At 65.9% G+C, this 26,206-nt stretch carries 22 protein-coding genes; 15 read left to right on the top strand and 7 right to left on the bottom strand.

All coding sequences use genetic code 11. The features are described 5' to 3' along the window. The first annotated feature begins 348 nt into the window (after window positions 1–348). The gene (locus tag C7438_RS03050; protein WP_170143524.1) at window positions 349–1,662 is read left to right on the top strand and encodes an MFS transporter; all 1,314 of its coding nucleotides are present in this window, start codon (window positions 349–351) and stop codon (window positions 1,660–1,662) included. A 9-nt stretch (window positions 1,663–1,671) separates the two neighbouring features. Here C7438_RS03050 and C7438_RS03045 read toward each other — a convergent pair whose 3' ends face one another. Beyond that, window positions 1,672–2,520, bottom strand: coding sequence for a metallophosphoesterase (locus C7438_RS03045; RefSeq protein WP_170143523.1), 849 nt, complete (start codon window positions 2,518–2,520; stop codon window positions 1,672–1,674). Between the two features lie 301 nt (window positions 2,521–2,821). On the opposite strand from C7438_RS03045, the gene C7438_RS03040 reads away from it, so the two are divergent. The 11 genes from C7438_RS03040 to C7438_RS02990 all read left to right on the top strand — a co-directional run bounded on the left by C7438_RS03040 (window position 2,822) and on the right by C7438_RS02990 (window position 16,373). Beyond that, window positions 2,822–3,769, top strand: coding sequence for an ABC transporter ATP-binding protein (locus C7438_RS03040; RefSeq protein ID WP_170143522.1), 948 nt, complete (start codon window positions 2,822–2,824; stop codon window positions 3,767–3,769). Next, window positions 3,766–3,969, top strand: a complete 204-nt coding sequence (locus C7438_RS03035; RefSeq protein ID WP_121443836.1) for a hypothetical protein — start codon at window positions 3,766–3,768, stop codon at window positions 3,967–3,969. Before C7438_RS03040 ends, C7438_RS03035 begins: the two co-directional genes overlap by 4 nt. Continuing rightward, a complete protein-coding gene (locus C7438_RS03030) occupies window positions 3,944–5,206 on the top strand; it encodes a DUF2705 family protein (protein ID WP_121443835.1) in 1,263 nt (420 codons plus the stop codon). The genes C7438_RS03035 and C7438_RS03030 overlap by 26 nt, the downstream gene beginning before the upstream one ends. A 90-nt stretch (window positions 5,207–5,296) precedes the next feature. Continuing rightward, window positions 5,297–6,061 (top strand): YggS family pyridoxal phosphate-dependent enzyme, encoded by a 765-nt coding sequence (locus C7438_RS03025; RefSeq protein ID WP_121443834.1) that lies wholly within the window; start codon window positions 5,297–5,299, stop codon window positions 6,059–6,061. A gap of 78 nt (window positions 6,062–6,139) precedes the next feature. Then, complete coding sequence (locus C7438_RS03020) at window positions 6,140–8,047, top strand: ABC transporter ATP-binding protein (protein ID WP_170143521.1); 1,908 nt, start codon at window positions 6,140–6,142, stop codon at window positions 8,045–8,047. Continuing rightward, window positions 8,044–9,957: an ABC transporter ATP-binding protein gene (locus C7438_RS03015; RefSeq protein ID WP_121443832.1), complete on the top strand. Its 1,914-nt coding sequence runs from the start codon at window positions 8,044–8,046 to the stop codon at window positions 9,955–9,957. The genes C7438_RS03020 and C7438_RS03015 overlap by 4 nt, the downstream gene beginning before the upstream one ends. 82 nt (window positions 9,958–10,039) lie before the next feature. Then, window positions 10,040–11,440, top strand: a complete 1,401-nt coding sequence (gene amrA / locus C7438_RS03010; protein WP_121443831.1) for an AmmeMemoRadiSam system protein A — start codon at window positions 10,040–10,042, stop codon at window positions 11,438–11,440. Between the two features lie 171 nt (window positions 11,441–11,611). Further along, on the top strand, window positions 11,612–12,655 hold the full coding sequence (gene amrS / locus C7438_RS03005; protein ID WP_245956448.1) for an AmmeMemoRadiSam system radical SAM enzyme: 1,044 nt from the start codon (window positions 11,612–11,614) through the stop codon (window positions 12,653–12,655). 55 nt (window positions 12,656–12,710) lie between these two features. Further along, the gene (locus tag C7438_RS03000; protein WP_170143520.1) at window positions 12,711–14,510 is read left to right on the top strand and encodes an efflux RND transporter periplasmic adaptor subunit; all 1,800 of its coding nucleotides are present in this window, start codon (window positions 12,711–12,713) and stop codon (window positions 14,508–14,510) included. Then, window positions 14,507–15,199 (top strand): ABC transporter ATP-binding protein, encoded by a 693-nt coding sequence (locus C7438_RS02995; protein WP_121443828.1) that lies wholly within the window; start codon window positions 14,507–14,509, stop codon window positions 15,197–15,199. The genes C7438_RS03000 and C7438_RS02995 overlap by 4 nt, the downstream gene beginning before the upstream one ends. Window position 15,200: 1 nt before the next feature. Continuing rightward, a complete protein-coding gene (locus tag C7438_RS02990) occupies window positions 15,201–16,373 on the top strand; it encodes an ABC transporter permease (protein ID WP_121443827.1) in 1,173 nt (390 codons plus the stop codon). On the opposite strand, the gene C7438_RS02985 is transcribed toward C7438_RS02990, so the two are convergent. Then, window positions 16,364–17,779 carry a sensor histidine kinase gene (locus tag C7438_RS02985; RefSeq protein WP_121443826.1) on the bottom strand — a complete coding sequence of 472 codons (1,416 nt, stop codon included), beginning with the start codon at window positions 17,777–17,779 and terminating at the stop codon, window positions 16,364–16,366. The two genes, C7438_RS02990 and C7438_RS02985, sit on opposite strands and share 10 nt — an antisense overlap. Continuing rightward, entirely contained in the window at window positions 17,776–18,483 is a 708-nt protein-coding gene (locus C7438_RS02980) for a response regulator transcription factor (protein ID WP_121443825.1), read from the bottom strand. Before C7438_RS02980 ends, C7438_RS02985 begins: the two co-directional genes overlap by 4 nt. Before the next feature lie 30 nt (window positions 18,484–18,513). Here C7438_RS02980 and C7438_RS02975 point away from each other — a divergent pair, with 30 nt between their 5' ends. Next, window positions 18,514–18,912: a secondary thiamine-phosphate synthase enzyme YjbQ gene (locus tag C7438_RS02975; RefSeq protein ID WP_121443824.1), complete on the top strand. Its 399-nt coding sequence runs from the start codon at window positions 18,514–18,516 to the stop codon at window positions 18,910–18,912. On the opposite strand, the gene C7438_RS02970 is transcribed toward C7438_RS02975, so the two are convergent. The 4 genes from C7438_RS02970 to C7438_RS02955 form a co-directional block, all read right to left on the bottom strand. Beyond that, complete coding sequence (locus tag C7438_RS02970) at window positions 18,890–19,591, bottom strand: DNA-3-methyladenine glycosylase (RefSeq protein ID WP_121443823.1); 702 nt, start codon at window positions 19,589–19,591, stop codon at window positions 18,890–18,892. The genes C7438_RS02975 and C7438_RS02970 overlap by 23 nt on opposite strands. 102 nt (window positions 19,592–19,693) lie before the next feature. Further along, window positions 19,694–21,394 (bottom strand): NAD(P)H-hydrate dehydratase, encoded by a 1,701-nt coding sequence (locus C7438_RS02965; protein WP_170143519.1) that lies wholly within the window; start codon window positions 21,392–21,394, stop codon window positions 19,694–19,696. 30 nt (window positions 21,395–21,424) lie between these two features. Next, entirely contained in the window at window positions 21,425–22,009 is a 585-nt protein-coding gene (locus tag C7438_RS02960; RefSeq protein WP_121443821.1) for a [protein ADP-ribosylglutamate] hydrolase, read from the bottom strand. 145 nt (window positions 22,010–22,154) lie between these two features. Beyond that, window positions 22,155–22,706, bottom strand: a complete 552-nt coding sequence (locus C7438_RS02955) for a bifunctional nuclease family protein (RefSeq protein ID WP_121443820.1) — start codon at window positions 22,704–22,706, stop codon at window positions 22,155–22,157. A gap of 124 nt (window positions 22,707–22,830) precedes the next feature. Here C7438_RS02955 and hisS point away from each other — a divergent pair, with 124 nt between their 5' ends. Both hisS and aspS read left to right on the top strand, forming a co-directional pair. Continuing rightward, the gene (gene hisS / locus C7438_RS02950; RefSeq protein ID WP_121443819.1) at window positions 22,831–24,099 is read left to right on the top strand and encodes a histidine--tRNA ligase; all 1,269 of its coding nucleotides are present in this window, start codon (window positions 22,831–22,833) and stop codon (window positions 24,097–24,099) included. 150 nt (window positions 24,100–24,249) lie between these two features. Continuing rightward, window positions 24,250–26,088, top strand: a complete 1,839-nt coding sequence (gene aspS / locus C7438_RS02945; protein ID WP_121443818.1) for an aspartate--tRNA ligase — start codon at window positions 24,250–24,252, stop codon at window positions 26,086–26,088. The last annotated feature ends 118 nt before the right edge of the window (window positions 26,089–26,206 follow it).

Genomic DNA, 26,206 nt, shown 5'->3' with positions numbered 1-26,206 from the left:
GGGTCGCGGGACGGGGTGCAGACGCGGATACGTCTGTATTCTTCACCTGCACGCATTTTCCGGCGATAGCGGTGAAGCTATTCTATATTTTATGCGCGAACACGTGCAACGCTTTTCGCCCGTTTCGACAAAAAGAAATTAAATTTTCTTTCGACTCCGTACGACACACAGAGCATGGCAGGAAGAGCGTGGAAAAGGAAGGGGGGATTCGTTGACGGGCGATGGCCCTTCGGATACAATTCCTTCGAGCACTTTGGTTATTGACACGGGGCAAGACAGATGTCCGGATGGTTGTCGCGTCTGTCGCTTCCGTCTAAGTTCCCAAACCTTTGTGAGGAGGGAGACGCCGTGGCCCGTCTTTCCGTTCGCTTCGACTCCGCCTCGACTTCCGCCGTCTCCCTCGGACGCGTCGTCCTCGCGAGCCTCGCGGGGAGCGTCGTGGAGTGGTACGACTACTTTCTGTATGGCACTGCTGCCGGGCTCGTCTTCGGAGAGCTCTTTTTCCCGAGCAAGGACGAACTCACCTCACTCATGGCGTCCTTTGCGACGTTTGCCGTGGCCTTTTTCTTCCGGCCTTTTGGTGCTGCGTTCTTCGGATCTCTGGGCGACCGGATAGGGCGCAAGGCGGCGCTCATGGCCACCCTCACCCTCATGGGCCTTGCCACGGGGCTCATCGGCATCCTCCCCGGTGCAGCGGCGATCGGGGTCTTCGCCCCCGCGCTCCTCGTCTTTCTCCGCGTCCTTCAGGGGTTTGCCCTCGGAGGCGAATGGAGCGGTGCGATTCTCCTCGCCCTCGAACACGCCCCGGGGGAACGGCGGGCGTTTTACGGCAGCCTCCCCCAAATCGGGCCGCACCTCGGATTTCTCCTCGGGTTGTTCGCCTTTGAGGCGGTCACCGCGGCCTTTGGGGAGACAGCCTTCCGTCAGTGGGCGTGGCGGATTCCCTTCCTTCTGGGGATTTTGGGCGTCCCTATCGGGCTTTGGCTTCGCCGCGGCGTCGGGGAAACCCCGGACTTTCTCGCGGCGCAAAGCGAAGGTCGTACGCAAGGTTCGCCGCTTCGGAAAATCGCTTCCCGCGACCTCGGCAAGCTTCTCGCCGCCGTGGGGATCAAGCTCATCGAGACGGCGCCATACTTCCTCTACACCACCTTTCTCATCGGCTACGGGACCAAGGTCCTCGGGATACCCCGAAGTGATCTCTTTGGTGCCCTCGCCCTCGGCACCGTCGCCGCCATTCTCGTCACCCCCGTCTACGGAAAGATCGCCGACCGACCCAAGCGAGCGGTGGCGCTCTTTGCGGTCGGGGCGGTGATCGCCGTTCTCTACACGCCGGTGTTCTTCACGCTCGTTGGCAAGGGATCCCTAGGTCTCTACGGTGCGACGCTGTTCGGGCTCGTAGTTCCGAGCGCCATGATGTCGGCGGTGATCGGCACGCTTTACGCCCGCGCCTTTCCGCCGGAATACCGGTATACGGGGGCTGCCTTTGGCTACCACATCGGCTCTGCCCTCGCCGGGGGGACGATGCCTTACGTTGCGGCCTACCTCCTCAGCGTAAGCGGCGGGAGCTTTTGGACGGTATCCCTTTACCTCGCCGTGCTCGGCAGCCTCTCCCTCGTTTCTCTTCTCGTCCTCCGAGGGGGAGTTTCGGAAAGCGCGGCATAGTGCTTCTGCTTACGTGTGGGAACGCAAGACCAAGAGGGTTACCTCTGGGCGGCAAAAGAGCCGCAAGGGAACGATCGAAGTGCCCAATCCGCATGTGGTGTACACGTGCGTCCCTGTCCCCGGGACGTGCCGGAGTCCCATGGGGAACTCCTTTCCCAAGGGCGGCAGAATGAGGGGCCCAATTCCTGGGAGTCGGATTTGTCCTCCGTGGCTGTGCCCGGACAGCTGGAGCGGGATGCCGAAATGCGCCGCTCTCGGAACGAAATCCGGGGCGTGCACCAGGAGGAGGCGAAAATCCTCGGACGGCACGGAAGCCGTCGCCCGCTCCATGTCGGGCGAACCGGTGAGGGGATCGTCGAGGCCAATGACCCAAAAGGCATGCCCGTTTCTCCTTAGGCCGACGCTTTGGTTGAGTAAGAGTTCCACACCGGCGTCGTCAAAGGACTTCTTAAGCGCCCGGATGTCGAAGTGCCGGTCGTGATTGCCAAGAACGGCGTACACCCCAAGAGGAGCTTTCAGCCCTTTGAGCAGGGGAATGCTCGCCCAATCCGGGTCTGCCGTGTGGTCCAAAAGATCGCCCGTGAACACGATGAGTTCGGGACTTTGTGCCATTACCACCGCCTTGACTTCCTCTACGGCATCCGCATTCCGAAACTTCCCGAAGCCGTAGTGGAGGTCGCTGATGTGGGCGATGGTCAGCCCGTCGAGTTCTTTTGGGAGTCCCGGTAAGGCTACTTCTACCCTCTTTACCTCCGTGCGTTCGGACGCGGCGAACGGTACTGAGAACGATAAGGCGAGAAGACCGACCGAAGCGCCTAGGAGGAAACGCCTGCGCGAAAGCGCGGGCTCTTTTTTCATTGGTCCTCCTCCCGTCCCCTGGTTTTCCCCTTTGCGTTCCTTTCTCTTCCCCATCAGACCTCTTATACTACACCCGCCTCACAACTACCTTACAAAATGTACACCAAACGATCTTCGCTGTTGGACAGATGCGTGCGAGAAAAGTCGCAGAAAGCGGTGTGCGATATCTGAGCGTTCCTAAGGTAATCGAGATGTTAGGAATGGGTTTTCCTGTTTCGCAGAATATGGTATTCTAGATGCGGAACGAGAACGTAGGATAAGGCAACCTAGCAGAGAGATGTCTGCAAGAAGGAGGGGTAACGTGTCCGCCGATTCGGCAGTTGCGTTGGAAGTCCGGGGGATTCGCAAGCGCATCGGCGGTCGGGAGATCCTCAAGGGGATCGACCTCGAGGTGCGCCGCGGGGAAATCTTCGGGCTTCTCGGGCCAAACGGCGCGGGGAAGACGACGCTCATCCGCGTGTTGCTCGGACTCATACGACCTGAGGAGGGAAGCGTGCGGTACTTCGGCGTACCGCTTGCGGAAGCGCGGGCGGACGTGCTCCGTAGGGTGGGCGCGATCATCGAAAAGCCCGACGCGTACCCGTATCTCTCGGGATACGAGAACCTCCTCCACTTCGGCCGCATGCATCCCCAAGGTGTGACAAAGGAGCGCATCCTCGAAGTTGCCCGCACGGTTGGGCTCTCCGAGCGCATCCACGATCGCGTATCGCGGTACTCCCTGGGGATGAAGCAGCGCCTCGCCCTCGCGATCGCGCTCCTCCACGATCCCGAAGTCCTCATCCTCGACGAGCCGATGAACGGCCTCGATCCCGAGGGCATGCGCGACGTCCGCGACCTCCTCCTTCGATACGTTCGCGAGCGAGGGGGGACGGTCCTCCTTTCGAGCCACCTCCTCCGCGAGATGGAGCTCATCGCCGACCGCTTTGCGATGATCGCTGCGGGAAGCGTCCTCCCCGTCGAAGAACTCCGAGGGACGATCTCTCGAGAAGATCGGGAAGAGTGGATGACCTACCTCCTCTACGTCGCTCCCGCGAAGCGCGCGCGTACGGAACTTCCGGAGATTTTTTCGGCGCTGGGTTCTTTTCCTTCGGGCGGCCGAGATCCTGTGGGGGACCAGACGAAGGGGGAAGGGAAGATCTGCCCTCCGTTTCGTCGGACGGGAAAGTGGAATTTCTCACACTCGAGGCAGTGCGGGACCTCGTACCCGGTTGGACCGGTCTGGTCGAAGGGGGAACGTGGGTCCGCGTGAAGATTTCCTCGTCCCGTGTCCCCGAACTCCACCGAGCGCTCGTAGCCCGTTCTCTGGACGTGTACGCCGTCGTTCCCGCACGTACTTCGCTCGAGGAGCGTTATTTGGAACTTGTCCGTGCGGCGCGCGATCGGGCAAAAAATTTGGTCGCCGTTGCCCGGGAGAAACGGAGGGATGGAGTTGGCGGTTCCGGCGCATGAAACGGTGGTCTACGGACGCCGCGTGTCGTTTTGGGCTCTCGTGCAAAACGAACTCCTTAAGATCCTTCGCCGAAAGGAAATCTTGTGGTTTGGGCTCATTCTCCTCCTCGTCTTCGGAATATCCTTTGCCTGGACGTGGCACACACGCAGTTCCGCGCGGGCAGAAGCGGATAGCGGACTTCGCTATTGGGAAGTCAAATTCGAACAGAGTATCGAAAAAACCCGACAAGAATACTCGCGCGAGATGGGCGAGAAAGACCTGACACCGGAACAAAAGGCCGAGGCAGAGGCCGCTCGGGATGCGGCCGTGGCCCAGATCCGCGCCGAGAAGGATCGAATGCTTGGCGCATACCGCGAAAAGGGAGTCTCTCCGGCGACGCCCCTTTCCGTTTGGTGGCACGTGGACACGCTCTGGCATGCGACGTTTGGCCTTCTCGCCTTTTTCGTCTTTGCAGAAGGGGTCATGATCCAGACCTCCGAGTTTTCCGACGGTACCGTCCGCCTGCTCTTTGCCCAACCGGTTTCGCGCACGCGAATCTATTTCGCAAAGACCATATCCCTCCTCCTTTACCTCGCGGCGGCGCTCGTCTTGGCGGCCCTTTCGTTGCTTGTCTCGTTTGTCTTTTTCCCCGGCGAGAGTAACGCTGCGATCCTCTGGAGCGATCGCCAAGGGAACGTCCATGTGCTTCCTTACGATCGCGCCTTGTTCCGGCTTATGGGAACGGAGGTATTGGGCGAAATTTTTTTCGTCTTCCTCGGCTTTTCCGTCGGCGCTCTTCTGGTGAAGACGGTGTACGCCTTTGCCTTTACCCTTCTGGGTATCTTCGGCGGAAAGACGGCACAAGGGATTCTCTTTCTCACAACGGTGCTTCTTCCCGGTGCGTCGGGGGAAAAGGTTCCTGAGATCGTCCGTTGGGTCTTTCGCGTGAGCCCCCTCACGTACAGCGGAAATCTCGGCCCCTTTCTCTTTCGCGACCTCTTGTCGGCGGGCTCTTCTTCCTTGTTTTCTGGGGGAGAGACGGTTTTCACCTCTCAAGGAGGATTTGCGGTTTCGGCGGGGCAGATGTCGCAGTGGGGGATTGAAAGCCCTCCTTTCTTGAATTCTCTTTCGGACGCGTACCTTCAAGTTCAAGTCTTAGGCAACATTTCCCTCTGGGGTGGCGTGGGGATCCTCCTCGCCTGGACTGTGGCCTTATGGCTTCTCGGGTACATCGCCTTTGTCCGGCGGGAGGTGTAACGCAGAGCGAATCGAAGGGGTCTCGGACATGGTACGAGGAAACGAGTACAATAGACGCACAGAGAAGGAGGGGAGTTTGGAGGGAAGGACATGACGGACTGGGAAGGGCCGACGGAGAGAGGTTTCCGTCCGGAAGACGAAGTTCGAGTAGAGGTCTCCCGCGAAGAGCTCGCCCGACGGCTCGCCTCCGTGCGCGCGGCGATCGAGGAGGCGTGCCTGCGGGCGGGCCGCCCGGCAGAATGCGCGCGGCTCCTCCTCGCCTCCAAGAACGCAGCGCCCGCGCAGATTCGCGCGGCCTACGAGCTCGGCGCTCGCCTTTTCGGGGAAAACCGCGCCCAGGAACTCAAGGCCAAGGCCCCCGTTTTGGCGGACCTTGCGATCGAATGGCACTTTATCGGGCACCTTCAGACGAACAAGGTGCGGGACGTACTTCGGTACGCGTCCGTCGTCGAATCCCTCGATCGGCCGGCGCTCGCGGAGGAGCTCCATCGCCGGCTTCAGCGCGAAGGGCGGACCCTCGACGTCTACGTGGAGGTGAACGTGTCGGGAGAGCCGACGAAGCACGGGCTCTCTCCGGACGAGGTACCGGCGTTTTTCGACCAACTCGCCCGCTACCCGACCCTCGTCGTGCGGGGGCTCATGACGTTGGGGCCGAATGCAGAGGACGAGGCGAGGGCACGCCGCGCCTTTCGCACCCTTTACGAACTCCGCGAGCGGCTGCGGCGGGAGGGCTACCCGAACGCCCCGCTCGAAGAACTCTCCATGGGGATGAGCCGCGACTTTCCCTGGGCGATTCTCGAAGGCGCTACGCTCGTCCGCATCGGTACGGCGGTGTTCGGCCCTCGGCTTCCCTGAGCGGCGTGTGCGATGCAGCGGACCGTATATTTCGATATCCTAAATATACGGACCCTGCGGACGAAGGTGGTGGCCCCGGTGTTCACGTGGGAAGCCGCGGGACGAGCGGAGAAGGGGCGTGGGCTGGCCGCGCGTCCCGTGAGGAGCTTGGTGGTGCGCGAACTTCGCCGTTCCTTTTGGGAAGTTTTGGCAATTGTGGGGTTCACGCTCGCCGGAGTGACGGCGGAGCTTTCGCTCCCCAGCCTCTTTGCCCGTCTCGTAGACGAGGGCGTAGCGCGCGGTGATGCGGCGGTCGTCGCGGCGACGGGTGGAGAGATGCTCTTCGCGACGCTTTTGGCGCTGGCGTTTCAGGTGACTTCAGGACTTTTTGCTTCCCGTTTTGCCTCCCGCTTCGGCATGCACGTGCGCGCGGAGGTCTTTCGCCGCATCGTGCACCTCCCCTTCGGGGAGTACCGCCGCTTCGGAGCGGCGACCCTTCTCACGCGGGCCACGAACGACGTGGGGCAGCTTCAACAGGTCCTCTACCTGGGGTTGCGCCCCTTCCTTCGGGCGCCCATCACCGCCGCCGTGGGACTCGTCCTCGCCTTTCGTCTGAATGCCCGCCTCGCCCTCCTCCTTCTCGCGTCGCTCCCCGTCGTCCTCGCCTTTCTCTACGTCCTCTCCCGTCGGGCCATCCCCCTCTACACGGAAGTCCAGCTCCGCATCGACGCCCTGAACCGCGCCGTCCGAAGTTACCTGGGCGGGGTGCGCGTGGCGCGGGCGTTCGTCCGCGACGCCCAAGAGGCGGAGCGCATCGCCCGGGCAAGCGCCGACCTGAGAGAAGTTTCCGTGCGTGTGAGCCGGATCATGGCGCTCTTGAGCCCGGCGATCACCTTTGCCTTGAACGCGACCATCGTCCTTCTCCTCTTCGTAGGTGCCCGATTCGTAGAGCGGGGAAGTCTCGCGGTAGGTTCGCTCATCGCCTTCGTCCAGTACGCCGTCTTCCTCCTCGGGGCGTTCCTCACGCTCGGGATGCTCTTTTTCCTCCTCCCGCGCGCCCTCGTCTCTGCGGAGAGGTTGGACGAACTCCTCCGCGCTCCCGAGGAACGTGTGGATGCCGCAGAGGAGGGGATGCCCGGCGGCGCGGAGGAGGCAACGCGCGGCGCGAAGGGATGGGAAGCGGTTTCTCATGCAGAACGCGGTGGGGAGGGGTTCGCGGAGGAATTCGCCGCCCGCGAAAGTCCGTCCCCACCGGAGCTCGCGTTCGTGGAGGTTTCGTACCGCGCGCCCGGCGCAGAGCGCCCCCAGCTCGAAAATTTTCACATGCGGATTCCGGCGGGGGCGTTTGTCGCCGTGGTTGGCGGGACGGGTTCGGGGAAGTCGACGCTCCTTCGCCTCCTCCTCCGGTTCTACCCGGATTACCAGGGGAGCGTCCTTTGGGACGGCGTGGACATCCGGGAGGTTCCGCTACGGGCGTACCGGAGGTGGATCGCCTACGTCCCGCAGCGGCCCTACCTCTTCCGTGGGACGGTGCGGGACAACCTCCTCTACGGACTCCCTGAAGGGGAGGAGGTCTCCGACGACGCGCTCGTGGCTGCCCTCGAGGCGGCGTGTGCCTGGGAATTCGTCGCCGAACGTCCGGGAGGATTGGACGCCCCGGTCGAGGCGGGCGGGCGCAACTTTTCCGGCGGCCAAAGGCAGCGTCTGGCCATTGCCCGCGCCCTCGTTCGGCGGGCACCGCTTGTGCTTTTCGACGACGCCTTTTCCGCGTTGGATGCGGCCACGGAAGAACGCGTGTTGGCCAACCTTCGAAGCGTTCTCCGCGGAGCAACGGTGCTTTTGGTGACCGGGCGCGTTTCCGTAGCCCGGCGCGCCGACTTCGTCGTCGTCCTCGAGGCCGGGCGCGTCGTCGCCACGGGGACGCACGACGAACTCCTCGCCGCGAGTCCCGTCTACCGCGACCTTTTCGCCTCCCGACGCATTGCCGAGGGGGGTGAGGGTGCGTGAGCGCGGAACGAACGCGCGCAGGCGGTCGTCCGGGCGGCGCGCACGGCGGTTCGGCCTTTCTCCGGCCGTCGGAACGGCCGCGCGAGGCGCGGAGGACCCTCCGCCGCTTGCTCTCCCTCCTCGCCCCTTACCGCCTGCGCCTCGCGGGGGTGCTTTTTTTCGCCGTCCTCTCCACGCTCTTCGCCGTGGTCGCCCCCCGGCTCATCGGAGAGGTGACGAACCTCCTCTTCGCGGCCGTGCGCCAAGGTGGGGTGGGGGGTGCGCCGGCGTTTGTCCCTTGGCTGCGGCTCGGCGCGATCTTCGGCTTCCTTGTGGGGATCTACGTCCTTTCCTTTGTCGCCTCTTACCTCCAGCAGGTGCTCATGGTCGGCGTGGCTCAGGACGTCGTCTACCGCCTGCGTCGCGCCGTGGCGGCGAAACTCGCCCGCCTCCCCGTGCGCACCTTCGACGAGCGGCCCCACGGCGACCTCATGAGTCGGATGACGAACGACCTCGACCTCTTGGGTTCGACGCTCCAGCAGAGCCTCGTGGACGTGTTTACCGCCGTCTTTTCGGGACTCGGGATGTTCGCCGTGATGCTGACCATGAGCCCCCAACTCACGGCCCTCACGCTCTTCCTCCTCCCCCTCGCCGGGGGGATCGTCTCCCTCCTCGCTCCGCGCGCCCAGCGCCTCTTCCTCCGCCAGCAGGAAGCCCTCGGGGCGGTGAGCGCCGCGGTCGAGGAACACGTCCGCGGTTTCGAGGTGACCAAGGCTTTCGGGCAGGAGGAGCGGGCCGAACGCGGGTTTCGGGAACGGAACTTCGAGCTCTACGCCGCCGGATGGCGGGCGCAGTTCGTCTCCGGGCTCATTTGGCCGGGGATGGGCTTTGTCGGAAACCTGGGGTACGTCCTCCTCGCCTGGGCCGGGGCGCTTCAGGTGCTCTCCGGGCGCCTCTCCGTCGGGGACGTGCAGGCCTTTCTCCAGTACGCGCGCCAGCTCAACCAACCCGTGACGCAGCTCGCCAACGCCTCGAGCATCCTCCAGTCGACGATTGCCGCGGCGGAACGCGTCTTCCGCCTCCTCGACGAACCGGAGGAAGACGACGGGGGCGCCTCGCCCTTAGACGTAGTTCGGGAAGCGCGGGGGCATCCTAAACCGGACTCCGCAAGTTCGCCCGTGGAGGGGCGGGGGTCCTGGCGCGCCCGGGGGGACGTGCGCTTTGAAGACGTGTGGTTTGCCTACCGCACCGGGGAACCGGTCCTCTGCGGGGTCTCTTTCCACGTTCCCGCAGGCACGCGCTTGGCCATCGTGGGGCCCACGGGCTCGGGCAAGACGACGCTCGTAAGCCTGCTCTTGCGCTTCTACGATCCGGAGCGCGGGCAGATCCTCCTCGATGGGCGGGAGATCCGGGAGATCCCCCGAGACGTCCTGAGGCGGCAGTTCGGCTACGTGCCACAGGATGCATGGCTTTTCCCTGGGACGCTTCGGGAGAACCTCCTCTACGGCCGCGGAGAGGCCGAGGAGGAAGAGATCTGGGAGGTCCTTCGCGCCGTCCGTCTGGCGGACGTCGTCCGGGCCCTTCCCGGCGGCCTCGACACGGTGGTGGAGGAGGACGAGGACCTCCTTTCCCAAGGGGAGCGCCAGCTCGTGACGATCGCCCGCGTCCTCCTCGTCGATCCTCCCGTGCTCGTCTTGGACGAGGCGACGAGCGGGGTTGATCCCCACACGGAGCGCCTCGTCCAAGACGCCCTCGAACTCGCCTTTCGCGGGCGTACGAGCATCGTCATCGCCCACCGGCTGCAGACGGTGGAGCGGGCGGACCGCATCGTCGTCGTGGAACGCGGCCGCGTCGTAGAGGTCGGCACACACGAGGAGCTCGTCGGTCGCGGAGGAGCGTACGCCTCGCTCCTCGCCGCCGCCTCCCGCTGAACCGCCACCTCCCGCCGAAATGGAAAGATTTTTCTTCCTACGCCCATCGGGTGGTACAATCGAAGGGCAGGGGGAACGTGCGATGGATGTTCGGGAGCTTCGGACCTCGCATGCGGGAACTTCCGGAGAAGTCGGCACGGAGAAGGGGGTCGTCGGCGGTGCGCTCGTCCCGCATCCGCCCGTGATGGTCCCCGAGGTCGGGAAGGAAGAGGCCCGGCGCGTGGCGCAGACCTGGACGGCGCTTCAGGCGCTCGGACGTAAACTCGCCGCCCTTAGGCCCGAGGTGGTCTTTTTCCTCACGCCCCACGGGCCGGTACGTTGGGAAGCTGTTCCGGTCGTGCGCGCCGTGCGCCTCGAGGGGGACCTCGGGCGATTCGGGGCGCCCGAGGCGCGCATCGTCCTTCAAAGCGACCCGAAGCTCGCGGAAGCGGTCGCCGCCGCGGCGGAGGAATACGGCGTTCCCACCGCCTTCGAGGCGGCCTACCCGTTGGACCACGCTGTCGTGGCGCCCCTTCTCGGCCTTCGCGCGGGCGGATTTCCCGTGGAGGAAGTCCCCACGCTCGTAATCGGCCTCGGCCTTTTGGGGTGGAGGCGGCTCATGCGCTTTGGCCGCGCGCTGCGCGCCGCCGCTTCCGCCCTCGGGAAGCGCGCCCTCGTCGTGGCGAGCGGAGACCTCTCGCACCGGTTGAGCGCGGACGGCCCGTACGGCTATGCCCCTGAAGGGCCGGAGTTCGATGCGCGAATCCGCGACATCTTCGCCCGCGCCGCGGGGAGGGAACTCCTCGATTTGGACCCGCGGCTCGTGGAAGGTGCGGGGGAGTGCGGCTTCCGCCCCCTCCTCGTCCTCTTCGGCGCCTTGGAGGGGCTCCCCGTCGAGACCGAGGTCCTTTCGTACGAAGGCCCCTTCGGCGTGGGGTATCTCGTGGGCTTTGCCCGCGTGCGGCAAGACGATCCCTTTGATCCGCCGCAGGTGGCGCGGCGCGCCATCGAACACTTTTTTGCCACCGGCGAGTACCTCCCCACGCCGCCCTCTCTTCCTCCGGAGCTTGCGCGCCCCGGGGGCGCCTTCGTGACGCTCCACAAAGACGACCTCCTGCGGGGGTGCATAGGCACCGTGGAGCCGACCCGACCGACGCTGTACGAGGAGATCGTCCGAAACGCCGTCGCCGCCGCCCGAGAGGACCCGCGCTTTCCGCCCTTACGGCCAGAAGAGCTGCCCGACGTGCGGATCTCCGTCGACGTCTTGGAGCCGCCGGAGGAAGTCGTTTCCCTCGAAGGTCTGGATCCCCGCACGTACGGCGTCATCGTGGAGGCGGGGCGCCGGCGGGGGCTCCTCCTCCCCGACTTGCCGGGGATCGACACGCCCGAGGAGCAGGTGCGCATCGCCCTGCGCAAGGCCGGAATCCCTCCCGGGACGCCGTACCGGCTGCAGCGCTTCCGCGTTCGCCGCTTTTTCGAACGTCCTTCGGCCACCCTTCTCTGAGCGCCGCATCGGCGGCGCGTCAGCGGAGTGTTTCGCGAGATCCGGGAAGCCCCTTAGGACGTAAGCGACGGATCGGCCTTCGGGAGATTTGCGGTTTGCGGGGATGGGGCCGGCCCGCCTTCGATGGGGAGCCGTGGTGTGGAGCGACGCGGCCCCAAGGAGGGATGCGGGGTGAACGTGAGCGAGGAATTCGTCCGCGAGGCCGCTGCGTACGAGAGGCTTCCCGACGGGCGCGTGCGCTGCCTCCTCTGCCCCCACCGGTGCACGCTGCGCGAGGGGCAGACGGGCCTCTGCCGCGTGCGGCGCAACGTAGGTGGCCGCCTCGTTACCCTGAACTACGGGGCGGTGTCGAGCCTGGCCGTCGATCCGGTGGAGAAAAAGCCCCTCTTTCACTTCTACCCGGGGCACTTCCTCCTTTCTTTGGGGACGTGGGGGTGCAACCTCCACTGTCCCTTTTGCCAGAACTGGGAAATCGCCCACGGAACGCCGCCCGTCCGCTTTTTCTCGCCGGAAGACGTCCTCGCCCTACTCGACCGCTGTCCGGAGTGCGCGGGCGTCGCCTTTACCTACTCGGAACCCACGGTGTGGTACGAGTACGTGCGCGACACCGCCCGCCTCGTCCGCGCGCGCGGCGGGCGCGTCGTACTCGTCACGAACGGGTTCATCGAGGAAGCCCCTCTGCGGGAACTTCTCCCCTACGTAGACGCCATGAACGTCGACCTCAAGGCGTTTCGTCCGGAGACGTACCGGCGTGTCCTCCGCGGCCGCCTCGAACCCGTCCTGCGCACGATCGCCCTCGCTGCCGAGCGCGTCCACGTGGAGGTCACCACGCTTCTCGTCACGGGGATGAACGACAGCCTCGAGGAAGTCGAAGAAATCGCCCGCTTTCTCGCCTCCGTACACCCTGAGATTCCCTTTCACCTGTCTCGCTACTTTCCCGCCTACCGGTACACGGAACCTCCCACGCCCGTCGACTTCCTCCTTCGCGCCTTTGCGCTCGCCCGCCGCCACCTCCGCTACGTGTACCTAGGAAACCTGCGGCGGGCGGACGGAGAGACGACGTTCTGCCCCGCGTGCGGGAGTCCCCTCCTCGTGCGCGAGGGGTTCACCTTGCGCGAGGTGCACCTCGAACGAGACGATGCGGGCGACTGGCGCTGCCCGTACTGCGGACAGAAGATCCCCATCGTGGGCGAGGTGCTTTTCCCCCGAATTTGACGAAGCCTTGGAAATTTCGACCGGTCCGGTCCGAACCGCGAGGGAGGCCACGATGGTGCCCAAGAAGATCTGGATTCCCCTCCTCGCCCTCGGCTTGCTTCTCGGGGGCGGCGGATACCTCTTGTGGTCGCGAGCGCACGCCCCAAAGGCCCCCGACATTCTCGACGCCTTTTCGGAAGCCCGAGTCGTCCGGGGGAAGATCACGGTAGCCGTAAGCGGCTCGGGGTCCGTAGAGTCTGCGCAGACGGTGTCCCTCAAGGCAGAGACAGCAGCCACGATTTCGGAAGTCCTCGTCAAGGCGGGAGACCGCGTTCGGGCGGGCGACGAGCTCGTCCGCTTTTCCGGAAAGGACGTGAGCGCGCAGATTTCGCAGGAAGAGGCCGCCCTCGCCCAGCTCCTCGCCCAGCGCGAACAACTCGTGGCGCGAATCCAGGCCCAAGATCAGGCGGCCGCCCGGGAGGAGACGATCGTCGCTCCGGCCGACGGCCTCCTCGCCGACGTCGTCGTCCATCCGGGGGACCGGGTGTCTCCGGGGACGGAGGTCGCCACGCTCACGCTTACGGGATCTTCACGCCTCGCGGCGTACGTCGCGGAACGCGATGCGGCCAAGCTGTCTCCCGGTACGCCAGCTACGGTCTTTCTCGCAGGGGAATCCGGAGAGAGCGTGCCGGGACGCGTCGTCTCCGTGGATCCCTTCCTCGACGTCGTAAACGGCGTTCCGGCGCGCAAGGTGACGCTGCAGGTCGCGGGTACGGTCCAGGAAGGGGTAAAGGCGCGGGTCGTCTTTCGCCCCGCCGACGGCCCCGAGGTATCCGCCCTGCAAGAAGGCGTCTTTCTCGCGCCCGAACGGATTTCCCTCCGCGCGCAGACGGAAGGTCGCGTCGTCCGCGTGGACGGAAGGCCGGGCCAAGTCGTCGCTCGCGGACAGGCCGTCGCCGCAGTGCGCCCCGTTTCCGCGCAAGATGCGAATCTGGCAGCCCAGCTTTCTCAGCTCGACGACCGGATCGCGCAGTCGCGGCAGCGCATCGCCCAGTACCGGGCCCAGGGCGAGGCTCCGGCTCCCGTAAAGGCCCCCATCGACGGAAAGATCTCCCAGGTCTTCGTCGTCGCCGGACAAGCCGTCGTTCCCGGGCAAGACCTCCTGCTCCTCCTCGACGACCAGAACCTGCAGGTGGTGATTCACGTCGACGAGCTCGACGTGAACAAGATCAAAGTCGGGCAGACGGCGGAGGTCACGGTGCAGGCCGTCTCGCAAACTCCGCTCAAAGGGGACGTCCTCGCGATTGGCGACGAGGGCGAGGTGCAAAACGGCGTCGCCACCTTTCCGGTGACCGTCCACGTTCCCGCGGTATCTGGCCTCAAGATCGGGATGACGGCGGAGGCGCAAATCCTCGTCGGCGAGAAGGACGACGCCTTGCTCGTGCCGGTGGAAGCGGTGGTCCGCCGGAGGAATGCGGCGTACGTGTATGTCCCCGCTTCCGCAGAAAGCGGCGGGCAAAATGCGTCCGAATCGGGGACCTCTTCTTCCCTTCCGCCCGGCGTGGCGCTTAGGCCCGTGGAAGTGGGGCTCGTAAGCATGCGTCAGGCGGAGATCGTCTCGGGGCTCGCCGAGGGCGACGTCGTGCTCGTTCCGCGCCCGCCTTCCCCTCAGGGAACGGGAGGATTCCGGCCTTCTCCGGGTCAGGGGATGGCCGTGCCGGGGATGATGCCGCGGGGAGGCCAGGCCCCCGCCTCCGGCACACCCGGGGGGACCTGGGGTGGTTCCCGGAGCGGAACTTTCCCGAATTCGGGGAGCCGTCCGAGCGGCGGTACCTTACCTACTCCCACACAGCCGGGGGGAGGGGGAGGGCGATGACCTCCCCCCTCATCCGACTCGAGCGGGTTTCCAAGGAGTACTCCATGGGGGAAGAGCGCGTGCGCGCCCTGGACGGGGTCACCTTGGAGATTTCCCGCGGGGACTTCGTGGCCGTCGTCGGCCCCTCGGGTTCCGGGAAGTCCACGCTCATGCACATCCTCGGGTGCCTCGATCGCCCGACGTCCGGGCGCTACGAACTCGACGGTCGGGAGGTAGGCCACCTTTCGGAGGCAGAGCTCGCCCGCATCCGGAACGAAAAGATCGGCTTTGTCTTTCAGCAGTTCTACCTTCTCCCCCGGCTTACGGCCCTCGAAAACGTCGAACTCCCCCTCGTGTACCGCGGATGGCCTCCCGGACGGCGCCGCGAACGGGCGAAGGAGGTCCTCGCCCGCCTGGGCCTCGAAGGCCGCCTCTACCACTTTCCCAACCAGCTCTCCGGCGGGCAGCAGCAGCGGGTCGCGATCGCCCGCGCCCTCGTGGGCGATCCGGAACTCGTGCTTGCGGACGAGCCGACGGGGGCGTTGGACAGCCGTACCGGGCAGGAGATCCTCGAGATCTTTGCCTCCCTCCACGCGGAGGGGCGCACGATCGTCCTGATCACGCACGACGGAGAAGTCGCCCGCCGGGCGCGGCGGCGCATCGCCATTCGCGACGGGCGCATCGTCGCCGACGAAGAAAGAGGGGAGTAGCTTGCTCGTCCTGGAGATCCTGCGGATGGCCTTTCGCAACCTTTCGGGAAACCCGTTCCGCACGTTCCTCACGATGCTCGGGGTGATCATCGGCGTGGCGTCCGTGATCGCCCTCGTAGCCGTGGGGCAAGGAGCGACGGCCCGCGTGACGGAGCAGATCCAGGGACTCGGATCCAACTTGATCGCGGTGAACGTCGTCGGCCGGGGGTCGCAGACGTCTCTAAGGCTCCAAGACGTGGAAGACTGGGCAAACCTCCCCGGGATCGCCGCCGTCGCCCCCGAGGTGTTGGGTCAGGCGACGGTGAAGGCGGGCACGAACAGTGTGAGCGTTCCCCTGGAAGGGGTAACTCCCGCGTTTGCCCAAGTGCGCAATTTGGCGGTGACGGAAGGGCGGTTCATTGCCGACCTCGATCTTTCCGCCCGCAACCGCGTCGTCCTCCTCGGGGCAAACACGGCGAAGCAGCTCTTCGGTTCCTTCGATCCGCTGGGGCAGGAGGTTACGCTCAACGGTACGGTCTTTACCGTCGTCGGCGTCCTCGCCCCGAAAGGGACTACGCTCGGGGCTTCCAACGACGACCGCGTCCTCATCCCTCTCACGACGGCGGAGAGGTTCCTCCAGAGCCGCGGCGTGCGCACGGTGTACGTCCAGGCCGCCTCCTCCGAGGAGGTCCGGGTCGCCGTCGACTCCCTTCGGCGCGAGCTCTTGCGCACCTTCCGCGGCGACGAAAACAGCTTCAGCATCTTCACGCAGGAAGACGTCCTCCGCACGATCGGCTCCGTTTCCCACACGCTGAGCCTCATGCTCGGGGGGATCGCGGGGATCTCCCTCCTCGTAGGCGGGATCGGGATCATGAACATCATGCTCGTATCCGTGAGCGAGCGGACGAAGGAGATCGGCCTGCGGAAGGCGATCGGCGCCCGCCGGAGTCAGATCCTCGTCCAGTTTCTCCTGGAATCCCTCGTCTTGAGCTTGGTGGGCGGGTTCTTTGGCGTGCTCGGGGGGTTTGGCATCGGCGCGCTTCTCGAGCGTCTCCTCCACGTTCCCGTGCTCATCCGCTGGCCGGTGATCGGCGTGGCGACCCTCTTTTCTCTGGCCGTAGGTCTCGTCTTCGGCATCCTTCCCGCGGTCCGTGCGGCCAACCTCGACCCGATCGTCGCCCTCCGCTACGAATGAGGTGCGAGGGGGAGGCGGAGTTCGGCGCGCGTTCCTCCTTCGGGCCGGGGAAGGAGGCGGAGCGTCCCTCCGTGCGCCTGGACGATGATGCGCGCCACGGCGAGCCCGAGGCCGCTTCCCTCGCGCTTTTTTCGGCGCGCCTCTCGGCCGCGGTAAAAGCGGTCGAAGGCGCGTTCGCGCTCTTCGGGGCCGATTCCTATGCCGCTGTCGTCGATCTGAAGGATCGCCTGCTTTTTCGCCTTGTCGACGGCGAGGACGACAGAGGCGCCGCCCTGGTCCGTGTAGCTCACGGCGTTGTCCAAGAGTATGGCGACGACTTGGGCGAGGCGTTCGGGGTCGCCCCAAACGGGAGCCGCTTCCGCATGCACCTCCAGAGAAAGGCCCTTTTCCTCAAAGGCCGGTCGGAAGGCCTCGCCCTCGCGGCGCACGACGTCGGCAAGGTCGACGAGGCGCTTTTCTACGGCGAGCGTGTCGGCGTCCGCTTTGGCAAGCGTGAGGAGGTCGCCCACGAGGTGCTCGAGGCGGGAGAGCTCGCCGAGGAGGACCTCGAGGGTGCGTTGCTCTTCCGCCACCGTGCGGTCTTTATGCCGGACCAGGCGCTCGAGGTTGAGTCGGAGGACCTGCAAGGGCGTTCGGAGTTCGTGGGAAGCGTCGGCGACGAAGCGCCTCTGGGCGGCCCACGCCTCGCGGACGGGGCGTAGGGCGCGGTCGGCAAAGATCAGGCCCAAAAGGGCGGATACCGCCGCAAAGAGGCCACCGGCGAGGAACGCCTGTCGGCGCAGGTTCGCGAGGAACTCTTCTTCGCGTGCCAAGGGGTAGAGGAGGAGGGCGTAGCGGGAGTCGGCGGGAGGGGAGAGGGAAGGCGGCCCTGCCGTCCGCGAATGCGCCTGACCGTTTCGCGCGCCCGACGCAGCGGAAGCCCCTTCGGGGAGGCGGACGAGGACGTAGCGAAACGCCTCCCCTTCCAGCTCGACGCGGGCGGGTGCCGTCACAGGGGAGGATACTCCCAGAGCGGACTTGTTTTTCTCCGCGAGGCGCGCGAGGACGGTTCGCGCGGCGTCCGAAAAGGGGTCGTAGGGCCGGACGGCGAGGGGGGTTTGCGGGGGATCTCCGAAGTACACGAAGAACAGGCGCCCCGACTCGGGGGTGAAGGCGGGGCGCCGTTCGACCTCTCTCGCGTGTCCGGTGGCGATGGCCTGAGCCCGGTTTTGCAGGAGTTCATCGATTCTGCGGATGACCGCGTCTTCCGTCGTCCGCACGAGGAGCACGAGAAGTGCCGCGGTGAGGAGGAGCACGGACGCCGCCAGTCCGAGGGCGAGGTTGCGGTACGTCCGGGCAAACATGCGCGCGGCCTCGGGGTTGAGCACCGCCTCTTCTTGTGCGGGGAAGCGCTTTCGGACGTTCACAGAGGCCGATCCTCCTCTTCCCAACGGAGGAGGCGATAGCCGCGCCCCCGAACGGTTTCGATCGCCCGCTCCAGCCCGAAGGGCCTGAGCTTCCTCCGGAGGTAGTGGATGTACAGCTCGAGCGAGCGTTCGTCGACCTCCCCCTCGTCCCCCCATACGCTCGCGAGGAGCCGCTCGCGCGGGAGGACTTCTCCGGGATGGCGGAGAAAGGTGAGGAGGAGGCGCTCCTCCGTCGGCGTGAGCTCTATGGGCGTGCCGCGCACGACGACCCGACCTTGGGCGGGGTCGAAACGGATCGGCCCCACGCTGAGCGTCCCGTGAGGGTCGACCTTCCCGCTGCGCCGGAGGACGGCGGCGATGCGCGCGAGGAGTTCTTCGCTGGAGAAGGGCTTCACGACGTAGTCGTCGCCGCCGGCGACGCTCAAGCCGCGTACGCGGTCTTCCACCTGGTCGCGGGCCGTAAGGAAGATCGCCGGCGTCTGATCCCCCCGCTCGCGCAGCCGGCGAAGAAAGGTAAACCCGTCGACGTCTGGGAGGACGACGTCGACGAGGTAGAGGTCGAAGAGTTCGCTCAGGGCATAGCCTTCCGCCTCGTAGACGTCCTCGGCGCACGTGACCCGGTATCCTGCCTCTTCGAGGAGCCCGGCCACCGCCTGCCGGAGGGGAGGATCGTCTTCGAGGAGGAGGATTTTCAAGGGAGCCACCGCGGTTCACCTCGAAAGGAGGAATGGTCGATGCGCAAGGTTTCCGTCGTCACCCGCGAACGCGAGGAGCTCGTGGACATCACCGCCGCCGTGGCCGAGGAGGTGCGGGCTGCCGGTTGGGAAACCGGCGCGGTTCTCGTGTACGTGCCGCACACGACGGCGGGGGTCCTGGTAAACGAGCACGCCGATCCCGACGTCGCCCGCGACATCGTCGCCCACCTCCGCCGCGTCGTTCCGCGCGACCCTTCCTTCCGCCACGCGGAGGGGAACAGCGACGCGCACATCAAGGCGGTCCTAACGGGCACCCACGTCCTCGTCCCCATCAAAGGCGGTGCCCTTCAGCTCGGGCGCTGGCAGGGGATCTTTTTCGCGGAGTGGGACGGCCCCCGTCGGCGCGAGGTGTGGCTCACCTTTTTGCGCGAAGGATGAGGTCCGCATCTCCTCCGCCCTCTCGTTCGGCCTTTCGTCGGGGGAAGCGCGTGACGTACGGGTTGTCCCGGAGGAAAAAGCGCCACGGGTAGTCCCGTGCTTCCCCGGCGTAGTCGATTCCGATGCGCGGGCTTCGGCCTACGAGGCGGTCGGGCACCGGCTCGCCGCGCGTAAGGTAGAGGGGTGGACGACGCAGGTCGTGGCCGTAGTGCGCCCGCGTGATGCCGAGGGCCTGCGTGAGCCTTCCCGGCCCGCTCGTAAGCCGCGGTTCGGGAAGTCCCCGGGCAAGGCGCCCTTCCACCTCCTCCGGAGAAAGGCCGCGGCGCCGCGCCATCTCCGCCACGCCGGCGACGGGTTCGAGGGCGCGGATGAGTACGGCGTGGGGCACACCCGCCTCCGCGGTGACGACGTTCAGGCACTCGTGCATCCCGTAGATGAAGTACACGTAGGCGTACCCAGGCGGGCCAAACATCACGCGGTTGCGCTGGGTCACCTTGCCGCCGTAGGAGTGGGCGGCGCGGTCGTCCGGCCCGAGGTACGCCTCGGTTTCCACGATGCGTCCGACGAGCGTTCCCGCGGGTGTTTCGTGGACGAGGTAGCGGCCGAGGAGGTGGCGTGCTGCCTCGAGCGTGGGCAAGTTCCAAAAATCCTCTTCGAGCGGTTCCCAGCGTTCGTCCAAGGCGAGTCCCTCCTGGCGGGCGGTCCAACGTTTTTGCAACGGGTCGGTTTCGTCGCCCCGGTGTCCTTCGGGCTCCGGGGATTTCGGCGTCGTCCGCGCCGCCTACGCGAACTCCGCCGCGCGGCGGAGCGCCACGGGGAGGGAGCGGAGGACATCGTCTGCCGTGTACCAGGGACCTCCGCGTTCGCCGGCGGCGATTTCGCCGGCGAGGCCGTTTACGAAGGCGGCTGCCTTTGCGGCGCGGAAGGCTAGGCCTTCCCCGTCTTTTCCCGGAGTGGAAAGGAGGCCCTGTGCGGCCCCACGGGCGAGGAATCCCCCCACGAGTCCCGCGAGGACGTCTCCCGTCCCTGCCGTGGTCATTCCGGGATCGCCGGTCGTGTTGTACGCCCAGCGGTCGGAGGCGGCGACGACGTCCACCGGCCCCTTCCGGAGGACGACAGCGCGGGCCCTTCGGGCCAACTCGATGACGGTACACGCCTCGGCGACGAGGGGAGGGGCGGAGAAAGCGCCCTCGCCTTGGGCGATGTCTTCCTGCGGGGGGAGCCCCAAGAGGGCGGCGAGGCGGCGGAATTCGCCCGCGTGGGGCGTGAGGACGGCGGGAAAGGGACGGAGGTGCGCCTTCGGAGACGCCTCCCCGGGCGAACGGGGTCGGCTCCAAGCGAGGAGTGCGTCGGCGTCCACGACGACGGGGATTCCGCGTTCCGCGAGGAGCGGCCAGAGCCGGCGCAGGGCGCAGATCGTCTCGGGGTGTCGCCCGAGTCCGGGACCGACGACTACGGCGTGCGCGCGCCGGAGGGCCTCTTCGAGCGCGGGAAGGTGGTCGCGCGTAAACCTCTTCCCCGGGAGGCGGAGGGGGATGAGCTCGTGCGGCACGGGGAAGTTCGGCGCCTCGGCAAACACGCTCACGGTGACGAGGTCGGCCAAGAGGTGGGCGGCACGCGCCGCAAGAAGAGGAGCTCCGGGGTAGCGCGCGCTTCCTCCCAAGACGAACACGCTCCCCCGCTCGCCCTTCCGCGTCCACGGTTGGGCGACGAGCGCCCGGACGTCTGCGGGTCCCGCGCGGAAGGCGACGTCGAGGGGGTAGCCGATGGGGACGACGACGCGCGGGAAAGGGTCCTTTTCGTACGCGTCTTTATCCCAGGCAAAGGTGACGGCGAGATCCGCCTCCACGCGCCGGGCTTCGGGGTAGCCGCTCGGAAGGTCGACGCTCACCACGAAAGCGCCTCGGCGCCTCTGTTCGCGGATCACCTCGATAGCCGTGCGTACGGGCTCCCGCGGTTCGCCCCGGGAACCCGCGCCGAGGAGGGCGTCGACCACGACATCGTACGCCTCTTCCGCGTCGAGGCGGCGGGCGATTTCCCGCGCGTCTTCTGCCCGGGGACAGACGTGCGTCCGGACGAACGGAGAATTCCAAACGAGTTCCCAGTTCACACGCACATCTTCGGGGCGCAGGCGGTCGGGGGAGGCGCACAGGTAGACGTCCACTTCCGCCCAGGCGCTCAGGTGGCGCGCGGCGACGAGGCCGTCGCCGCCGTTGCCACCGCTTCCCGCGAACACGGCGATGCGTCGGGCTTTTGGCCTTCGCTCGCGGACGACCTGCGCCACCGCCGCCCCTGCGTTTTCCATGAGGACGAGGGGGGAGACGCCGAACCACTTTGCGTTCAGATCCCACTCGGCGACTTCGGAGACGGAACGCGGGCGGCGAAATGCCGCCCGCACGTCGCAGGGAAGCTCCCTTTCGTCCTTGCGCCCGGCGTCGCCGGTGCGGTCCGAAGGAGGCATCTCATTTTCGGAAGAAGCCATCGTCCGCATCCTCTCCGGGAAACCAAAGTTTCACGCCTTTTCGCGATCGAGGATCTCCCGCGCCCGTTTCACCTTGTCGCGTTCGCGCAGGACGAGCGACACGCTGCCCACGGACGCGAGGCGGTGTCCCGCATCGCGGACGACCGCGGCAAAGGTTTCAACCACGCGTTCAAAGGGACAGCCGTAGATCCCCGCGCTCACGGCGGGATAGGCGATCGAGGCAAATCCCCGGCGCTCCGCTTCCTCGAGGGGTGCGGCAAAGGCCGCGTACAGCGCACGGGCGTGGTCGTCGTTCCACGTTCCCCGGCAGACCGGGCCCACCGTGTGGATTACCGCGCGCACGCCGTGCTCCGCAAGCCGCATGGGCGGCGTGACGAGCACCTTGCCCGGGGCGAGTCGCCCCTCTCCGTAGCGCCGCCGGAGCTCTTCTTGCGAGATCTTCGTATATTCCTTGGCACATCCGGCCGCCGCCTTGCCGATGGCAAAGGCGACGCCGCCGCCGTGTTCGACCTCCGGATTGGCGGCGTTCACGATGGCGTCCGCGGAGACCTTGGTGATGTCGCCCTCCACGAGGAGAAGTTCGACGCGACCGACGCGGTAGGGGTAGGTGAGCATGGCGTGTGCCCCCTGTCCTTTTCTTTTTACTGTACCAGGGGTGGGCGCGTGCGACAATTCCCAAAAGCTCTAAACTCTACCTTCCCGAGCGCGGAAACGCGGTTTCCGGTGTGGAACACCCGCGAAGGCCAAAGCTGAGAGACGCCTACGAGAGGTCCTTGTTCCGTCGGAGGGCGGTCAGGTCGATGATCTTGCCCCGCTTTGCGTCCTTTTCAGGCGGCCGAGGTTCGGCTCCGCCCTCTTTTTCGGGAGGCTTTGCGTTGGCGTCGGCGGGCCCTTCCGCCTTCGTCCCGTAGAGTTGATCGCCGGGGAGTGCCGTCTCCCACACCCGGCGGTGCACGTAAATCGGGGCTCCCGTGCGCACGGCCATCGCCACGGCGTCGCTCGGCCGCGCGTCGAAGACGAAGCTCCTCCCGTTTTGTTCGACATGCAGGGATGCGTAAAAGATCCCGTCTTTCAGCTGTTCTACGACGACTTGGCGGACGGATGCTTGAAAGCTCGAAAGAATTGCCAGGAAAAGGTCGTAGGCGAGGGGACGTTCCGGCCGTTCCGCCTTGAGGGCGACGCCGATGGCAAAGGCCTCAAACGGGCCGATCCAAATGGGGAGGAAGCGGGTCTCCGCCGCGTCCGTGAGGACGAGGACCGGTTGCATGGCGGCGTCCACTTCGATCCCTTTGATCTTTACGGGGACGAGCATCCGTCTCACCCCTTCGTACAATACTGTACCACACGGACTCGTCTGACGTCGGCTTTTGTGCCTCGCCGCTCGGGCGTGTATGATAGGGCATAGATTCCACGTTGCGGCCACGGGAGGTACGGCGGTGGAAATTCGCGCACCCCGGGGAACCGAAGACCTCTTCGGCGAAGATCTCGAGCTCGTCGTCGCCCTCGAAGAGCGCTTTCGCGAGCACGTTCGCCGCTTTGGCTTTCAAGAAATCCGCACGCCGATCTTGGAGTACGCCGAACTTTTCGTCCGCTCCGTCGGGCCGACGACGGACATCGTAGAGAAGGAGATGTTCACCTTTCCCGATCGCGGCGGCCGCGTCCTCGCCCTGCGTCCGGAGGGGACTGCGCCGGTTGTGCGCGCCTACGTAAACCACAAGCTCTATGCCGATTTGCTCCCCGTCCGTCTCGCGTACGCAGGTCCCATGTTCCGCTACGAGCGTCCGCAGGCGGGTCGGCAGCGGCAGTTTCACCAACTCGGTGTGGAAGTTTTGGGGGGAGAGGGTCCGGAGCTCGACGCCGAGGTGATCGCCTTGGGCCACGAGTTTCTCGCGTCGCTCGGGCTCGGCGACGTCCGCCTCGAGCTTTCGAGCGTCGGCTGCCCGGTGTGCCGTCCCCGCTACCTTGAGCGCCTGCGCGAGTACTTTCTTCCGCATCGGGACGAGCTGTGCCCCGACTGTCAGCGGCGGCTCGAACGAAACCCGCTTCGCATTTTGGACTGCAAACTCGACCGCGACAAGGACTTCGTGCGAGAAGCGCCCAAACTCTTCGACTCCCTGTGCGACGATTGCCGGCGGTATCACGAAGAGGTGGCGGTGCACCTCACGTCTTTGGGGATTCCTTTTGTCGTAAATCCCCACCTCGTCCGCGGGTTGGACTACTACGTGCGGACGGCCTTTGAATGGGTCGACGCGTCGCTGGGGGCGCAGGATGCCGTGGGCGGCGGTGGGCGCTACGACGGGCTCGTCGCAGAACTCGGAGGTCCCCCCCACGGCGGCATCGGGTTCGCCTTGGGGGTCGAGCGCCTCGTCCTCGGCCTCAAGAATCGGGGGATCCGGCTCGCACCTCCGCGGCACGTCGACGTGTACGTGGCCGCCTTCGGAGGCGGGGCTGCACGCCGCCTGCCCCTCCTCTTCCACCTGCGCCGCGCGGGCTTTGTGGCGTTGGGGGACGCGGATACCGAGAAGGTGCGGACACTCCTCAGACGTGCGGACCGCTTGGGCGCCCGCGTCGTCGTTCTCGTGGGCGACGAGGAGGTCGCCCGAGGGGAAGTGGCCGTCAAGGACCTCGCGAGCGGTACGCAGGAGGCGGTGCGCGAGGACGAACTCGTCGCCTGGCTCCGCCGCCATCTCGCGCAGGACGGGTAAAAGGGAGTTTGGCCTCGTGTTCGGACTGGAGCGGATTCCCCGCCTTCCACCTAGGACGGAACGGGCGCGGAAAACGCACCGCTTTTCGAGCTGAACGAAGCTTCGCTTGCGGGCGAAGCGCAAACGCGATGTGGAGAAAGGAGAACGACGATGCCGGAGGAGCACGAAGAACGGGTATACCTCGGAGCGGGAGAACGGGCGTCGGCACTCGTACAAAAGACCCAAGACGCGGGCACGCTCACCTTGGCCGACGTAGGCCGACAGGTGGTGCTCGGGGGGTGGGTGCACCGCCGGCGGGATTTGGGGGGGCTCATCTTCTTCGACCTGCGCGACCGATCGGGGATCGTCCAGGTGGTCGTTCCTCCCGATGAACCGGAAGCCTTTCGCACGGCAGACCGCCTGCGCGCCGAATACGTCGTCTCCGTGCGCGGACGCGTAGTCGCGCGTCCCCCCGAAACCCGAAACCCCAAGATTCCGACGGGGGACGTGGAGGTACGGGCAGAGGAGATCGTGATCTGGAACACGTCGCGGGCGCTCCCCTTCCCCGTCGCCGACGAACGGGACGTAGACGAGCGCGTGCGTCTCCGCTACCGCTACCTCGACCTGCGGCGCGAGTCCTTGCGCGAGGCGATCCTCGCCCGCGCCCGCATCGTGGACGTCGTCCGCCGCTTCCTCACGGAGCGCGGATTCGTGGAGATCGAAACCCCCATGCTCTCCAAGAGCACCCCCGAGGGTGCCCGCGACTTCCTCGTTCCGAGCCGCCTCCGCCGCGGCACCTTTTACGCGCTCCCTCAGTCGCCCCAGCTCTACAAACAACTTCTCATGATCGCTGGCTTCGAACGGTACTTTCAGATCGCCCGTTGCTTTCGAGACGAAGACCTGCGCGCCGACCGGCAACCGGAGTTTACGCAGATCGACATCGAAGTGAGCTTTATGTCCCGGGAAATGTTTCTCGGGATCGTAGAGGAAATGCTCGCCGCCGTGGTGCGGGAGGTACGTGGCCGCGAAATTCCGCGCCCCTTTCCGCGCCTCACGTACGACGAGGCGATGCGCCGATACGGAACCGACCGACCAGACGTTCGCTTCGGGCTCGAACTCATAGACGTAGACGAGGCCGTCCGCGAAGTTCCGAGCCGGGTGTTTCAAGAGGCGCTCGCCAGGGGAGGGATCGTGCGGGCGATTCGCGTGCCGGACGGGGGGGAGAGGATCAGCCGCAAGGACATCTCCGCCTACGAAGAACTCGTCCGCGGTTTCGGGGCGGGCGGGCTCGCCTGGCTTCGCGTGGAGGAAGGCGGGGTAACCGGGCCGCTTGCGAAGTTCTTCGCGCTGGGGCACGTGGAGCGCCTCCTTGAGGCGACGGGAGCCCTTCCCGGAGATCTCCTTTTCTTCGGCGCGGGGCGGGCGGACGTCGTGCACGCCTCCTTGGCGGCCTTGCGGGAGCGCCTGGGGAACGACCTCGGCTTCGTCCCCGAAGAAGAACTTGCCTTTGTGTGGGTTGTGGACTTTCCGCTCTTGGAAGTGGACGAGACGGAAGGCCGCCTCGTCGCCAAACATCACCCCTTTACCCGACCGCGGGAGGAGGACCTTCCCCTGCTTGCGACGGATCCCCTGCGCGTTCGCGCCGAAGCCTACGACGTCGTCTTGAACGGCGTGGAGCTGGGCGGGGGAAGCCTTCGGATTTATCGGCGCGACGTGCAAGAGGCCGTCTTTCGTGCCATAGGCCTTCCCGAAGAAGAAGTTCGGGAGAAATTCGGCTTCTTTTTGGAAGCCCTCGAGTACGGAGCGCCTCCCCACGGAGGGATCGCCCTCGGACTCGATCGCCTCGTCGCCCTCCTCCTCGGAAGGCCTTCCATTCGCGACGTGATCGCCTTTCCCAAGACGCAGAGCGGTACGGACCTCCTCATGGGTGCTCCGAGCGCGGTCACGCCTCGCCAACTCGAAGAACTCGGAATCGTCGTCGTACCTCAAGAAGAGTCGCAGGAAGTCTGAGGATCTCCTGTCCATACGTTCAAGAAAATATCTTTCAAATAATGTCCCAGCAAAAACAATTTCGACTTTGTACCTCCCCCTTGTGCGCTCGCGCGCAGTGTGGTAAGGTAAAACTGCA

The sequence above is a fragment of the Brockia lithotrophica genome (assembly GCF_003633725.1).
GTDB lineage: Bacteria > Bacillota > Bacilli > Thermicanales > DSM-22653 > Brockia > Brockia lithotrophica.
Note: the sequence above shows the minus strand (reverse complement) of the source record. Positions and strands in the feature narration are given on the sequence as shown.